Source organism: Bradyrhizobium sp. 930_D9_N1_4 (assembly GCF_052076015.1).
Taxonomy (GTDB): Bacteria; Pseudomonadota; Alphaproteobacteria; order Rhizobiales; family Xanthobacteraceae; genus Bradyrhizobium.
Genome location: NZ_CP197236.1, coordinates 393460 through 408233, shown reverse-complemented (window position 1 = coordinate 408233; position 14774 = coordinate 393460). Strand labels below are relative to the sequence as shown.

The 14774-nt window shown below is 64.2% G+C and carries 15 protein-coding genes; 6 read left to right on the top strand and 9 right to left on the bottom strand.

Features of this window, described 5'->3' with window-relative positions; genetic code table 11:
* Nucleotides 1-111: 111 nt before the first annotated feature.
* The 5 genes from sucD to zapE all read right to left on the bottom strand — a co-directional run bounded on the left by sucD (nt 112) and on the right by zapE (nt 5350).
* Entirely contained in the window at nt 112-996 is an 885-nt protein-coding gene (sucD, locus tag AB7532_RS01960; protein ID WP_441233155.1) for a succinate--CoA ligase subunit alpha, read from the bottom strand.
* Nucleotides 997-1030: 34 nt separating this feature from the next.
* Nucleotides 1031-1510 (bottom strand): DUF1579 family protein, encoded by a 480-nt coding sequence (locus AB7532_RS01955; RefSeq protein WP_441233154.1) that lies wholly within the window; start codon nt 1508-1510, stop codon nt 1031-1033.
* Between the two features lie 4 nt (nt 1511-1514).
* Complete coding sequence (sucC, locus tag AB7532_RS01950; RefSeq protein ID WP_441233153.1) at nt 1515-2711, bottom strand: ADP-forming succinate--CoA ligase subunit beta; 1197 nt, start codon at nt 2709-2711, stop codon at nt 1515-1517.
* A gap of 222 nt (nt 2712-2933) precedes the next feature.
* Nucleotides 2934-3902, bottom strand: a complete 969-nt coding sequence (gene mdh, locus AB7532_RS01945; RefSeq protein ID WP_027533317.1) for a malate dehydrogenase — start codon at nt 3900-3902, stop codon at nt 2934-2936.
* Between the two features lie 263 nt (nt 3903-4165).
* Complete coding sequence (gene zapE, locus AB7532_RS01940) at nt 4166-5350, bottom strand: cell division protein ZapE (protein WP_441233152.1); 1185 nt, start codon at nt 5348-5350, stop codon at nt 4166-4168.
* A gap of 193 nt (nt 5351-5543) precedes the next feature.
* Here zapE and AB7532_RS01935 point away from each other — a divergent pair, with 193 nt between their 5' ends.
* On the top strand, nt 5544-5798 hold the full coding sequence (locus AB7532_RS01935) for a type II toxin-antitoxin system VapB family antitoxin (protein ID WP_441233151.1): 255 nt from the start codon (nt 5544-5546) through the stop codon (nt 5796-5798).
* A complete protein-coding gene (locus AB7532_RS01930) occupies nt 5798-6202 on the top strand; it encodes a type II toxin-antitoxin system VapC family toxin (RefSeq protein WP_441233150.1) in 405 nt (134 codons plus the stop codon). The genes AB7532_RS01935 and AB7532_RS01930 overlap by 1 nt, the downstream gene beginning before the upstream one ends.
* 16 nt (nt 6203-6218) lie before the next feature.
* Here the strand turns inward: AB7532_RS01930 and thpR are convergent, their stop codons facing one another.
* Nucleotides 6219-6755: an RNA 2',3'-cyclic phosphodiesterase gene (gene thpR / locus AB7532_RS01925; protein ID WP_441233149.1), complete on the bottom strand. Its 537-nt coding sequence runs from the start codon at nt 6753-6755 to the stop codon at nt 6219-6221.
* 173 nt (nt 6756-6928) lie between these two features.
* A complete protein-coding gene (locus tag AB7532_RS01920; RefSeq protein ID WP_441233148.1) occupies nt 6929-7564 on the bottom strand; it encodes an arylesterase in 636 nt (211 codons plus the stop codon).
* Between the two features lie 55 nt (nt 7565-7619).
* On the opposite strand from AB7532_RS01920, the gene AB7532_RS01915 reads away from it, so the two are divergent.
* From AB7532_RS01915 to AB7532_RS01900, 4 genes are all read left to right on the top strand, one after another.
* Complete coding sequence (locus tag AB7532_RS01915; RefSeq protein WP_441233147.1) at nt 7620-8342, top strand: ABC transporter ATP-binding protein; 723 nt, start codon at nt 7620-7622, stop codon at nt 8340-8342.
* Nucleotides 8339-10909 carry an ABC transporter permease gene (locus AB7532_RS01910; RefSeq protein WP_441233146.1) on the top strand — a complete coding sequence of 857 codons (2571 nt, stop codon included), beginning with the start codon at nt 8339-8341 and terminating at the stop codon, nt 10907-10909. Before AB7532_RS01915 ends, AB7532_RS01910 begins: the two co-directional genes overlap by 4 nt.
* Nucleotides 10910-11191: 282 nt before the next feature.
* A complete protein-coding gene (locus AB7532_RS01905) occupies nt 11192-11983 on the top strand; it encodes a Bax inhibitor-1/YccA family protein (protein WP_441233145.1) in 792 nt (263 codons plus the stop codon).
* Between the two features lie 253 nt (nt 11984-12236).
* A complete protein-coding gene (locus AB7532_RS01900; protein WP_441233144.1) occupies nt 12237-12767 on the top strand; it encodes an N-acetyltransferase family protein in 531 nt (176 codons plus the stop codon).
* Nucleotides 12768-12883: 116 nt separating this feature from the next.
* On the opposite strand, the gene AB7532_RS01895 is transcribed toward AB7532_RS01900, so the two are convergent.
* Entirely contained in the window at nt 12884-13255 is a 372-nt protein-coding gene (locus AB7532_RS01895) for a DUF2794 domain-containing protein (RefSeq protein ID WP_441233143.1), read from the bottom strand.
* 591 nt (nt 13256-13846) lie between these two features.
* Nucleotides 13847-14623, bottom strand: coding sequence for a DUF1223 domain-containing protein (locus AB7532_RS01890; RefSeq protein ID WP_441233142.1), 777 nt, complete (start codon nt 14621-14623; stop codon nt 13847-13849).
* Between the last annotated feature and the right edge of the window lie 151 nt (nt 14624-14774).

The following is a 14774-nucleotide window of genomic DNA, read 5'->3' as shown; positions in this document are numbered from 1 at the left end:
GCGCATAACAAACGGCGCTGGCGCTGGGCTCCCCGGCAGAGGCCCAGCGCGACAGGCACCATTTACCCTATTTGCTGCGAAACTTCGCCCGGAAAAGTACGAAGAAGTGAATTAGCCCTTCAATATTTCGGCAAGTGTGTGGCCGAGGCGGGCGGGAGACGGGGACACTGTAATCCCTGCCGATTTCATCGCGTCGGTCTTGGAACCGGCGTCGCCCTTGCCGCCCGAAATGATGGCGCCGGCATGGCCCATGCGGCGGCCGGGAGGGGCCGTGACGCCGGCGATGAAACCGACCATCGGCTTCTTGCGGCCGCGCTTGGCCTCGTCCTTGAGGAACTGGGCGGCGTCCTCCTCGGCGGAACCGCCGATCTCGCCGATCATGATGATCGATTCGGTCTTGGGGTCGCCGAGCAGCATTTCCAGGACGTCGATGAACTCGGTGCCCTTGACCGGATCGCCGCCGATGCCGACCGCAGTGGTCTGGCCGAGGCCTTCCTGGGAGGTCTGGAACACGGCTTCGTAAGTGAGCGTGCCGGAGCGGGAGACGATGCCGACGGAACCGGTCTTGAAGATGTTGGCCGGCATGATGCCGATCTTGCACTCGCCGGCGGTCATGACGCCCGGGCAGTTCGGCCCGATCAGGCGCGACTTGGAGCCGGCCAGCGAACGCTTCACGCGCACCATGTCGATGACGGGAATGCCCTCGGTGATGCAGACGATCAGCGGGATCTCGGCGTCGATGGCTTCGCAGATCGCGTCGGCCGCGCCCGGCGGCGGCACGTAGATCACCGACGCGTCGGCGCCGGTCTTCTCACGCGCATCGCGCACGGTGTCGAACACCGGCAGGCCCAGATGCGTCGCGCCGCCTTTGCCCGGCGAGGTGCCGCCGACCATCTTGGTGCCATAGGCAATCGCGGCCTCCGAGTGGAAGGTGCCGTTCTTGCCGGTGAAGCCCTGGCAGATGACCTTGGTGTTCTTGTCGATCAGGATGGACATGAGGTCTGCTTTCGCGAAACTAACGAGTGAGAGGTCAGTGGATGCGGCGGTAGACGCCGGTGAGCACGTCAGCCCAACCTTCCGCGTCCGGCGAGAACTGGATCTTCAACGAATAGGAATCCTCGTCGATGATTTCGTAGACGTGGCGCGCATTGCCGCGAAGCGAGCCGCGCACCAGCGTCAGGGTCTTGCCGACCCACCCGCCGGAGGCGGGCGAGGGCGGCGTGTAGCCGAGCGAGTCGTACCAGAACAATTTGTAGGTCCGGTCGTCACGGTCGAAGGTGAAGAGGCCGTGGGTGGCAAAGCTCTGCTTGCCGTCGCGCATCTGGACCGCGTCCTGGATCAGATAAAATCCGTTCAGGTCCATGCGTGCAACGACATGAGAGGTTGCCGGCCCACCCGTCGACCAGCGCGATGGGAAGACCACCTCTTCGCCATTCCATTCGCCGGCGAACGCGGCGAGACGCGCATGCTCTGCAAGTGGGGATGATGCGGCGAGATGGTCCTGGGTCATGGCCTCAGCCTCCCTTGACGGCCTTCACGATCTTCTGCGCAGCGTCGTCGAGATTATCCGCCGGCACCACGTTCAGGCCGGATTCGCGGATGATCTTCTTGCCGAGCTCGACATTGGTGCCTTCGAGGCGGACCACCAGCGGCACGCTGAGGCCGACTTCGCGCACGGCGGCCGTGACGCCCTCGGCGATCACGTCGCACTTCATGATGCCGCCGAAGATGTTGACCAGGATGCCCTTCACGTTGGGATCCGCGGTGATGATCTTGAAGGCGGCCGCGACCTTTTCCTTGCTGGCGCTGCCGCCGACGTCGAGGAAGTTCGCCGGCGCCATGCCGTAGAGCTTGATGATGTCCATCGTCGCCATGGCGAGACCGGCGCCGTTGACCATGCAGCCGATGTTACCGTCGAGCGTGACGTAGTTGAGGTCGTACTTGGACGCTTCGATTTCCTTGGCGTCTTCCTCGGTCTCGTCGCGCAGCGCGAGCACCTCGGGATGACGGAACAGCGCGTTGTCGTCGAACGACACCTTGGCATCGAGCACGCGGAGCTGGCCCTGCTTGGTCACGACCAGCGGGTTGATCTCCAGCATGGCCATGTCCTTGGCGATGAAGGCGGTGAAGAGCTGCGTGGTGAGCTTCTCGGCCTGCTTGGCGAGATCACCGGAGAGCTTCAGCGCGTTGGCAACGGTGCGGCCATGATGGCCCATGATGCCGGTCGCGGGATCGACGGAGAAGGTGATGATCTTCTCAGGCGTGTTGTGCGCGACGTCCTCGATGTTGACGCCGCCCTCGGTCGAGACGACGAAGGAGACGCGCGAGGTCTCGCGATCGACCAGCAGCGAGAGATAGAATTCCTTGTCGATGTCCGAGCCGTCCTCGATGTAGAGGCGGTTGACCTGCTTGCCGGCGGGACCGGTCTGGATCGTCACCAGCGTGGCGCCGTGCATCTGCTTCACGAACTCGGTCACTTCGGCGACCGACTTGGCGATGCGGACGCCGCCCTTGTCACCGGCGGAGGCTTCCTTGAACTTGCCCTTGCCGCGGCCGCCGGCATGGATCTGGCTCTTCACCACATAGACCGGGCCCGGCAGCGCCTTGGCGGCCGCCTCGGCCTCGGAGGGGTTCAGCACAGGCTTGCCTGCCGAGATCGCAACACCGAACTCGCTCAGGAGGATTTTGGCCTGATATTCGTGGATATTCATATCGTCGCTCCCTGAACCCGCGGGCGGTGACCTCTCAGGCCCACCTCAGTCTTGTGGCTGGCATACCATATACCACAGGAACTGCAACCCGGATTCTCTGACCTCGAGATCTCTGGACTTTCGAACCGGACCCCGCCCTGCCTTCAACGCGTGACGCAGAGGGGTGCCGGAAGTGAAACCGCCGAAGACCGGGTTGCGGTCTTCGGCGGGGATTGTTGCGCCTTAGCGGCCGAGAAGATCGGGTGCGATCTTCTTGCAGGCGTCGACCAGGCCCTGCACCGCGCCGACCGACTTGTCGAAGGCCTCGCGATCCTTGCCGGCGAGCTCGATCTCGACGACGCGCTCGACGCCCTTGGAGCCGATCACGACGGGCACGCCGACATACATGTCCTTCACGCCGTATTCGCCGTTGAGGTAGGCGGCCGAAGCCAGCACGCGCTTCTTGTCACGCAGATAGCTCTCGGCCATCGCGATCGCGGACGCTGCCGGCGCATAGAAGGCCGAGCCGGTCTTGAGCAGATTGACGATCTCGGCGCCGCCGTTGCGGGTGCGGTCGACGATCTCGTCGAGGCGCGCCTGCGAGGTCCAGCCCATCTTGACGAGGTCGGGCAGCGGGATGCCGGCGACGGTGGAGTACTTCACCAGCGGCACCATGGTGTCGCCATGGCCGCCGAGCACGAACGCGGTGACGTCCTCGACCGAGACGTTGAACTCGTCGGCCAGGAAGTAGCGGAAGCGCGACGAATCCAGCACGCCGGCCATGCCGACGACCTTCTTGTGCGGCAGGCCCGAGGCCTTCTGGAGCGCCCAGACCATCGCGTCGAGCGGGTTGGTGATGCAGATGACGAAGGCGTCGGGGGCGTATTTCTTGATGCCCGCACCGACCTGCTCCATGACCTTGAGGTTGATGGAGAGGAGGTCGTCGCGGCTCATGCCGGGCTTGCGCGGCACGCCGGCGGTGACGATGCAGACCTTTGCGTTGTCGAGCGCTTCGTAGGAGTTGGCGCCGGTGTAGTGCGCGTCGAAGCCGTCGACCGGCGAGGACTGCGCGATGTCGAGCGCCTTGCCCTGCGGCACGCCCTCGGCGATGTCGAACATCACCACGTCACCCAGCTCTTTCAAGCCGATGAGATGAGCCAGCGTTCCGCCGATCTGACCGGAGCCAATCAAAGCAATCTTGTCGCGCGCCATGTGAGCCTGTCCTTTAGACACGTAAGGAGGGGAAAACTGACAGGGTGGTTATCCCTTTCGCTTCCGCCGTTCAAGTCGGTGGATGCCCAATTGTCGGGCTTGCCGAGATAGCAATCAGCATACCCGTCATTCCGGGATGCGCCGCCAGGCGCAGGCCTTAATTCCAGGCCTTGAATCCATGAGGCGGCAGCGGTGATGGCGCGATGGATTCCGGGCCTGCGACGTTCGTCGCACCCCGAAATGACAGCGCTGGCAAATAGGACTTAAGTCTCCACCAGCCCCTTGGTGGAGCCGCTGGCGGTGGAATCCTTGCGGCCGTGAGCCAGCGCCAGATAGGATTCCGAGCTCATCTCGATCAGACGTGAGGCCGTCCGCTTGAACTCCATGGCCTCGTTGCCCTCATGGGCGAGGTAGAGCGAGATCGGGTTGGCGTCGGCCGAGGCCATCAGCTTCACGGCATTGTCATAGAGCGTATCGATCAGCGTGATGAAGCGCTTGGCCGAATTGCGCTGGGAGACATCCATCACTGGAATATGGTCGACCAGGATGGTGTGATAGTCGTGCGCGAGCCTGAGGTAGTCGGATGCACCGAGCGGCTTCTCGCAGAGATCGGCGAACGTAAACCGCGCCACGCCATGGGCCGAGCACGGCACGTGCAGGATGCGGCCCTTGATCGCAATGTCGCGCGACTTGCATTTGGCGTTGCCGGTCATTTTGGACCAGGCGCGGTTGAGCGCTTCGTCGGCATCGCCATCGGCCGGCGTCAGCCACATCGGCACGCCCTGGAGCTTTTCTAGGCGGAAGTCGGTGCGTGCATCGAGCCGCGCGACGTCCATGTGGTCGGTGATCTGCTTGATGAAGGGCAGGAACAGCGCGCGGTTCAAGCCGCCTTTGTAGAGATCGTCGGGCGCGACGTTGGAGGTCGCGACCACGACGGTGCCGAGCTCGAACAGTTTCGCGAACAGGCGGCCCAGGATCATCGCATCCGCGATGTCGGTGACGTGGAATTCGTCGAAGCAGAGCAGCCAGCTTTCCTCGAAGATCGCATTCGCCGTGAGCACCATGACATCGCCATCGGCGATCTCACCGCGCGAAATGCTCTGGCGGTAATCGTAGATGCGCTCGTGCACATCGGCCATGAATTCGTGGAAATGGGCGCGGCGCTTATGCTCGACGGTCGAGTGCTGGAAGAACAGATCCATCAGCATGGTCTTGCCACGACCGACCTCGCCATGGATGTAGAGCCCGCGCGGCGCCTCGTCCTTGTCGCTGCTGAACAGGCGGCTCAGCAGGCCCTGCTTGCGCTGCGGCTTGTAATTGGCGAGCCGCTGGTCGAGCGCCGCATAGGCTTCGGCGACCTCAGCCTGCGCAGCATCGGGCTCGATCGCGCCGGACGCGATCTGGGCCTGGTATGCCTCGCGGAATGAGGAATCTTGGGTGGAGAGCATGGCTCTTTCCGCCAGAGACCGGCGGAAATTGCAACTGCGTATTCGCGCAACGGCTTATGCGCCGTACCCTTCGAGGACTGATCGCGCGCGAACACGGGCCTCAGTGGAGGGACTTACTTGGTCAGCCGAACGGATCCATTCTTGCGCTCATCGTGGCTAGAATGTACCTATTGAGGAACCAAGGAACCTCGATATGGCGCTTAGCATCAAGGACCCCGAAACGGAGCAATTGGCGCGGAGTCTGGCGCAATTGACCGGCGAGAACATCACGACAGCAACCAAGCGCGCCATTGAGGAGCGCTTGCGTCGGCTCGGCGGTCAAACTCACAAAGAGGCGCTGCTTCAAGACATGGCCGAGATCAGGCGGCGCTGGAGCGAGATGCGAGTCCTGGATGACCGCACGCCTGAGGAAATTCTCGGATACGACGAGCATGGATTGCCGCGCTGATGGTGATCGACACGTCGGCGATCGTGGCAATCGCGCTCAACGAAGACGATGCAGCGGATATTGAGCGACTGATCGTGGACGATCCGATCCGCCTGATCTCTGCGGCAACGGTGCTTGAAGCAACGATGGTGATCGAGACACGGCTTGGTGATGCAGGCGGCCGTGAGTTCGATCTTTGGCTCATCAAAATCGGCGCAGAGGTCGTGGCAGTCGATGCCGAACAAGTCGATGCGGCACGGCGCGCTTGGCGACGCTTTGGCAAGGGCCGCCATGTCGCATCGCTCAACTACGGTGATTGCTTTTCCTATGCGCTGGCTATGACCCGAAGCGAACCGCTGCTGTTCAAAGGCGCGGACTTTGCGAAGACCGACGTCGTCCGATCAGGTGCGGCGCCGTCGCGATAACTTGCCGAGGTGAGACCTACTCGCACAACTCGTAGGCGTCCTCGACCACGTACGGGCCGCCACCGGTGGACGCACGCGACGAGAACAGCACGAAACGTTCCGCCGTGAACGCCTTGCTCGGGAAGTAGCCGCGCAGCGAGAGATAGTCGGCGACGTCGCGGTCGGTGGCGTCGTGCAGACGGGCCAGCGTGACATGCGGGATGAACTTGCGGCCCTCGGGGTCGAGACCGATCCGCTGCATCATGCGTTCGAGCTCGGCCTGCAATTCCATCAGCGGCTTGCTGGGCGCGATGGTGGCGACCACCGCACGCGGCTTGCGGCCGCCAAAACTCTGCAAGCCCTGCACCTTCACTTCGAACGGCTTGCGGTCGACGCGAAACAGCATCGAGGCGATCTCGTTGGCGGACATGCCGTCGATATCGCCGATGAAGCGCAGGGTGACGTGATAATTTTCGGGATCGATCCAGCGGGCGCCTGGAAGGCCACCTCGCAAATTGGAAAGCGTCTGGCAGACCTCGGCCGGGATTTCCAGACCAGTGAACAAACGCGGCATCGTTTCGCACTCCCGATGCTTGGGCATGATCCCCGAGAGAGATCATATCCAAATTTTAGAGCCGGCGACGAATCATCTGTACCTTGATTCCTATCGCAGTTGTATGACTCTGCAAGTATCGCGCGCCTCACCCCGGTAAAACCCTGGGAATAAGGGTTGGCGCTGCCTGCTTTTCATCGCCGCTGCTCGCTTATGTTGCGCAGGAATGCCTCGACCGTGGGCATGATGTTGCCGACGATGATGTCGACGCCGGCGGCCGTCGGATGAATGCCGTCGGCCTGGTTGAGTTTGGCGTCGGCGGCGACGCCGTCGAGAAAGAACGGATACAGCGGCACGTCGAATTGTTTCGCCAGATCCGGATAAATCGAATTGAAGCGCGCGGCGTATTCGGCGCCGTAATTCGGCGGCGCCAGCATCCCGCACAGCATGACCGGGATCTTGCGCGCCTTCAGGCGCTGGACGATGTCGGTCAGCGCGGTGCGCGTCAAATCAGGATCGATGCCGCGCAGCGCATCGTTGGCGCCGAGCTCGATGATGACGCCGTCGGTTCCGTCGGGCACCGACCAGTCGAGCCGATCGCGGCCGCCTGAAGAGGTGTCGCCGGATACCCCGGCATTGGTCATGTCGATCGCTATGCCTTTGGCCTGCAAGGCCTTTTGGAGCTTCGTCGGGAACGCCTGCTGGCCCGGAAGGCCGAGGCCGGCACTGAGGGAATCGCCGAGAACGACAAGCTTGAGCGGTTTTGTCGCCTCCGCCCAAACCGGACCCGCGACCGTCATCAAAGCGAGCATCAACACGGCTATGTGCATGAAGAATCCGTAACGCCTCTCGACCGCGCGTGCGGAGTTGCCATATGACCGGACCATGGACACTCGCATCGAATCCTCTTCACTCGCCGGCACCACGCCGGACACCATCGCCATCTCCAACGTCAATCTCTCATTGGGCACGGGGGCGGCACGCGTTCACATCCTCAAGGATATCAGCTTGCGGGTCGGCTCGGGGGAGACGATCGGCCTGATCGGCCCGTCAGGCTCGGGCAAATCCACGCTGCTGATGGTGATGGCGGGGCTGGAGCGTCCTGATAGCGGAGAGGTGGTGGTCAATGGCACGCCTTTCAATGCCCTCGACGAGGATGCGCTGGCCCGCTTCCGCGGCCGCCAGGTCGGCATCGTCTTCCAGTCTTTCCATCTGATCCCGACCATGACAGCGCTGGAGAACGTCGCCGTGCCGCTCGAGCTCGCCGGCAATCCCGATGCGGCGAAGCGCGCGGCGCAGGAGCTGCAATCGGTCGGGCTCGGCGATCGCCTGCATCATTATCCGACGCAATTGTCCGGCGGCGAGCAGCAGCGCGTCGCGCTCGCCCGCGCGTTGGCGCCCGATCCCGCCATTCTCGTCGCGGACGAGCCGACCGGCAATCTCGACGAGACCACCGGTAAGCAGATCGTCGATCTCCTGTTCGGCAAGCATACCGAGCGCGGCATGACGCTGGTGCTGGTGACGCACGATTCCTCGCTCGCGCATCGCTGCGACCGCGTCATCCGTCTGCGCTCGGGCCGTATCGACACGCAGTCTGCACCGGCATGAGCGCAGCAGCCGAACCGTTCGCGAAGCCCAACGGCGTCGCACTGTCGCTGCGTTATGCGCTGCGCGAATTGCGCGGCGGCTTGCGCGGCTTCTATGTCTTCATCGCCTGCATCGCGCTCGGCGTGATGGCGATCGCCGGCGTCGGCTCGGTCTCTGCGAGTCTGAGCGACGGTCTCGCGCGCGAAGGCCGCACGCTGCTCGGCGGCGACGTGTCGTTCGTGCTGTTCCAGCGCGAGGCCAAGCCGGACGAAGTCACCTTCCTGCGTTCGCGCGGCACCGTCTCGATCGCCGCGACCCTGCGCGGCATGGCGCGCTCGGCCGACGGCCAGCTCGCCCTCGTCGAGATGAAGGCGGTCGACAGCACCTATCCGATGCTGGGCCAGTTGACGCTGGCACCATCTCTGCCGATGTCCGATCTCCTCGCAGAACGCGATGGTGCGTTCGGCGCGGCGGCCGATCCGACGCTGCTGGCACGCATGTCGCTGAAGACCGGCGACCGCGTCACGGTCGGATCCGCGACCTTCCAGATCCGCAGCACTGTCGAAGCGGAGCCCGACAAGCTCGCCGGCGGCATCGGTTTCGGGCCGCGCTTCCTGATCAGCGAGGCGGGCTTGAAAGCGACCGGCCTGATCCAGCCCGGCAGCCTCGTGCGCTGGGTCTATCGGGTGAAACTGCCCGACACCGGCAACACCGAACGCGCCACCGAAGCTTTCATTGCGGATGCGCGCAACGCCGCGCCGCAAGCCGGCTGGGAAATCCGCAGCCGCTCCAACGCCTCGCCGCAGCTCGAGCGCAACATCAACCGTTTCACGCAGTTTTTGACCCTGGTCGGCCTCGCCGCACTGCTGGTCGGCGGCGTCGGCGTCGCCAACGCCGTGAAGAGCCACATCGACCGCCGGCTCGAGGTGATCGCGGCCCTCAAGGCCGTCGGCGCCACCGGGCGCGACGTATTCGGCATCTATCTGGCGCAGGTTCTGCTGCTCGCCGCGATCGGCTCGGTAATCGGCCTTGCGCTGGGCGCGGCCATGCCGTTCGCCATCGTCGGCCTGTTCGGAAAGCTGCTGCCGCTGCCGGTGGTGCCGGCCGTGCATGCCGACGAGCTGGCGCTGTCCTTCCTGTACGGCCTGCTCACCGCGCTCGCTTTCGGCCTGTGGCCGCTCGGCCGGGTGCATGACGTACCGGTGGCCGCATTGTTCCGCGACACCATCAGCTCCGAATGGCACCGGCCGCGCCTGGGCTATCTCGTGTTCATGGCCGTCGTGGTCGCGCTGCTGATCGCGGTCGTGATCGGATTGTCCTTCGACAAGCGCATCGCCGCGGTGTTCGTGGCCTCCTCCGTGGTCGTGTTCGCCCTGCTCCGCGGTATCGCCGCGCTCTTGATGACGATCGCGCGGCGGCTGCCGCGATCGCGGCTGCCGATGCTGCGGCTGGCGGTCGCCAACATCCACCGGCCGGGCGCGCTGACACCCTCGGTCGTGCTGTCGCTGGGCCTCGGCCTGGCCGTGCTGGTCACCATCACCCAGATCGACGGCAATCTGCGCCGGCAGTTTCTGGCGGCGCTCCCGGACCGCGCGCCGTCGTTCTTCTTCATCGACATCCCGAGCACGCAGGCCGAGCAGTTCGACGGCTATCTGCGCCAGATCGCGCCGGGCGCGACGGTCGAGGACGTGCCGATGCTGCGCGGGCGCATCGTCGGAGCGCGCGGCGTGCGCGCCGAGGACCTCAAGCCCACGACCGATTCCGAGTGGGTGCTGCAAAGCGACCGCGGCCTGACCTATACCGCGGAGCTGCCGAAGGGTTCCAAGGTGGTCGAGGGCGAATGGTGGAAGGCCGATTATTCCGGCCCGCCGCTGGTCTCGATGGAGAAGAAAATCGCCGATGGGCTCGGCCTCAAGCTCGGCGACGAAATCGTGGTCAACGTGCTCGGCCGCGACATCCCGGCCAGGATCGGCAATCTGCGCACCATCGACTGGCAGGGGATGGGCATCAATTTCGTGCTGGTGTTCTCGCCGAACGCCTTCAAGGGCGCCCCGCACACCCACATCGCGACGCTGACGGAGTCAGGCGGCGATGCGACCGGCGACGGCAAGATCATCCGGCAAGTCGCGGACACCTATCCGATGGTGACGAGCGTGCGCGTGCGCGAGGTGATGGAGACGGTCGGCTCGGTCGTGACCAATCTGGCGCTGGCGATTCGTGGCGCCAGTGCGATCACCCTGATCTCGGCGATCCTGGTTTTGGGCGGCGCGCTCGCCGCCGGCCACCGCCACCGCGTCTACGATGCCGTGATCCTCAAGACGCTCGGCGCGACCCGGCTGCGGCTGCTCGGCGCCTACGCCCTCGAATACCTCCTGATCGGCCTCGCCACAGCGATGTTCGGCGTGATCGCCGGCAGCATTGCGGCCTGGATGATCGTGACGCGGCTGATGACGCTGAGTTTCGTCTGGCAGGCCGGCAGCGCGGCCGGCGTGGTCGCCGCCGCACTGATCGTCACGGTCGGACTCGGGCTCGCCGGCACGCTGCTGGCGTTGAACAAAAAGCCCGCCACGGTGTTGCGAAATTTGTGACAAAAGGTAGCGGCAGGCCCCGCGGGTGCGAAATCGCACGATTCCCGCGATTAACCACGTCTGCTTGTAAGGCTCTCGTCAGAATTGAGAGCGGAGGGCGACATTCAGCCGCGCGTGAACGGTTGCAGCGAATGTGTTAGTTTCCCACATATCGAGTGGGTTCGGAGTCCCGATTGTGAGCCAAATTTAAGTCGGCACACAGCGGTATCCGAGATAGAATTTGACGAACCGGCGGCACGGCGACCCTCGTGCCAGACCGGACCAACCAACGGGAATTCGACCATGTCGGACCTAGACCGTAACTACGCTTCTCCTTTCGGCAGGGCCGCCGGGCGTGTTGACGCCGCGACGGTCGACGCCGGCCTGCGCGCCTACATGCTGCGCATCTACAATTACATGAGCATCGGCCTTGCCATCACCGGCCTGGCCGCGCTCGGCGTCTACATGGCTGCCGTGACCGACGTTCCGACCCCGGAAGCCGTCCGCGTCGGCAAGCTGTTCCTGACGCCGTTCGGCTACGCGATGTTCGTCAGCCCCCTGAAGTGGCTGTTCATGCTCGCGCCGCTCGCCATGGTGTTCGTGATTTCGGCGGGCATCAACCGTCTCGCTCCCTCGACCGCGCAGATCCTGTTCTGGGTATTCGCGGCGCTGATGGGCATCTCGCTGTCGTCGATCTTCCTGGTGTTCACGCACACCTCGATCGTGCGGGTGTTCTTCATCACCGCGGCCACGTTCGGTGCGCTGAGCCTCTACGGCTACACCACCAAGCGTGACCTGAGCGGAATGGGCTCGTTCCTGTTCATGGGCCTGATCGGCATCGTCATCGCCAGCCTGGTGAACCTGTTCCTGGGCAGCTCGCTGCTCCAGTTCATCGTGTCGGTGGTCGGCGTGCTGGTGTTCGCGGGCCTCACCGCCTGGGATACGCAGCGGCTGAAGAACGACTACATCTACGGCTACGCGTCGGCCGGCGGTGACATCGCAGAGCGTGCGGCCATCACCGGCGCGCTGTCGCTGTACCTGAACTTCATCAACCTGTTCACGCTGCTCCTGCAGCTCCTCGGCCAGCGCGACTAAACGCTGACCCAGCGAGAACGGACACGAACCCCGGCCGAGAGGCCGGGGTTTTTGTTTGAGCCCGGGGCCTCTGCTCGTCATTGCGAGCGAAGCGACTTGTCCGCCGAAGCCTCGGCGAAGGCGGAAGCAATCCAGAGTCCCTCCACGGACGCATTTCTGGATTGCTTCGTCGCAAAGGCTCCTCGCAATGACGGAGCATGGGGAAGCAGCGTTGCCTCTTCCAGCGGCCGGGCGGAGGCTCTAATCTTCCCTCATGTCCGCACCCGATATCAGGCCCACCCTCGAGGCCGACCTTCCCGCCATCACCGCCATCTACCAGCAGGCTGTCCGCGAGGGCACCGCGACGTTCGAGCTGGAACCGCCAGACCTTGCCGAGATGACGCGCCGCTACCGCGCGCTGGTCGATGGCGGCTATCCCTATTTCGTCGCCATCCTCGAGGGGCGCGTCGCCGGCTATGCCTATGCCGGCGCCTACCGGCCGCGGCCGGCCTACCGTTTCACGGTCGAGAACTCGATCTATCTCGACCCCTCCTTCCACCGCCGCGGCGTCGGCTCGCTGCTGCTGGAACGGTTGATCACCGAGTGCGAGGCGCGCGGCTTCCGCCAGATGATCGCGGTGATCGGCGATTCCTCCAATGCCGGCTCGATCGGCGTGCACACGCGCGGCGGCTTCAAGATGATCGGCACGCATCCCAGCGTCGGGCTGAAATTCGGCCGCTGGCTGGATACGGTGATGATGCAGCGGGATCTTGGCGAGGGCGCCAGCACGGTGCCGGGGAAATAGGGACGGTCTCGTAGGGTGGGCAAAGCGATAGCGTGCCCACCATATCCCGGCGATTGAGAAAGGACGTGGGCACGGCGCGTTGCGCCTTTGCCCACCCTACGGCACCGGTCGTGCGGCTACACTACCGCCAATTTCCGATCGATCACCAGCAGCACGCGCTCGAGCTCGTGGCCGCGGCGCAGGATCAGGCCGGTCGCCGAAATCACGCTGTACATGCCCTGCTTGCGGGCGAGACGCGGATCCTTCTCGATGCGGTAGATCGGCACTTCCGAGGCGCGGCGGAACACCGAGAACACGGCGCGATCCTTGAGGAAGTCGATGGCATAGTCGCGCCACTCGCCGTCGGCGACCATGCGTCCGTAGAGATTGAGGATGCGATGCAGCTCGATCCGGTTGAAGGTGACCCGGTTCGGCTGGGTGTTCGCAGCGGCGGGATGCGCCGCCGCGCGCTGCCCGCTCGGATCTGCATCCTCCGACGTCACACTCATGGAGCGCCTCCTGTCGCATTGGCATGATCGCGTCCGCGAAGACCGTCCCGGGAACCTCGGGATCATGACAGTTGCATGATTGCGCCAACCGTTCCCCATCGCAAGAGGCTCCTCACGCAACCGATCGAATCGGCGGCGAGTCAGGGCACACGCAAGAGTGGAACTCCCTCGCGGCGATCCGTCACGGGATCGTTAGAAGGAATCTTGATATCGCCGCTTTTCCGCCCATCGCGCGCCGCCCTGCATTGCGAAAAGACCTGTGTGCGTTGACCCGGTCCTTTCGGTTCCGGATTCCTCAGCCCCCAGCCCCCCGGGGTCGAACAGGATCGGGTCTGTACGCGCGACAAGGAGGGCCAACGCAAGTTGGTCCTTTTTTGTTTGTGTCGGGATGTTTCTGCCTCGACGCGCCTTCTCTCGAAGCATCAGCGCGAACACTCTTTCTCCTCATCCTGAGGAGCCGCGAAGCGGCGTCTCGATGGATCGAGGCCGAGTTGCAGCAGCCGGGCCTGCATGGTTCGATACGGCGCTAACGCGCCTCCTCACCATGAGGGTTGAGAGTGATTGCGTCGGAAAGATTCGAAGCAGCGCGCTTCAGTGCAGCGACGTGTACGCCGCGCCCAGCATCGGGCCCGGCTTCTCGCGGCTGCCGTCCTGGACATAGACCACCGCGCCGTCGACGCCGTCGCGCGTGAGGTTCTCGATCGGCACCGTCCAGCTTTCCGGACGGCCGGTCCAGTCGCCGACCTTGAGCAGATTGCGCACGACGTTGTGATAGATGACCTGCTGCCCGCGGTTCTCGCCCTTGGCGATGGAGATCGGCACCGATTTGGCGACCGAGCAGATCCAGACCTCGCCACGCGCGACGGTGGGCTCCTTGCTCGCGGCCACCGACACGTTGATCTGCTTGCCCGAGAGCGACATCGTCACCGGCACACTCATCACGCCGACGCCCTTGTCGGTCTTGCCGATCGCATTCTCGATGCCGGCACGGTCGCTGCCGATGACGTGCGTGGAGCCGTTGACGACAACTTGCGGCGTGTAGACTTCGCGGTCGCCGCGCATCTTCGAGTAGGCGCGCTGACGCGCAGAGAAGCGTGAATCCGCCAGCGTGTCCTTCCAGCCGAGATAATCCCAATAGTCGATCGGCATGCTCAGCGCGATGATCGAGGGATCGCTGGAGAGGTCGCCGATGATCTTGTCGGCGGGCGGGCAGGACGAGCAGCCCTGCGAGGTAAACAATTCGACAACGGCGCGAGGATCAGCCTCGGCGGGACGGATGACGGCGACGATGGCGCAGATGCCGATGGCTCCGGACCAGAGTGCACCGGACCAGCGCGAAACCAGATGAGAAGCCGTCATTGCAGTCATGTTGAACGTCACACCTCGCACGCGTGGGGGAAGATCCTATCGCCTGATGGTCACCGTAATCTTACGGGCATCACTCTATCAACCGTCCGGGGCGAGGTTTTCCGCCGGGCGGGACCATCGGAGGCGTGTCTCAACGCACGAAGGCGGCCCT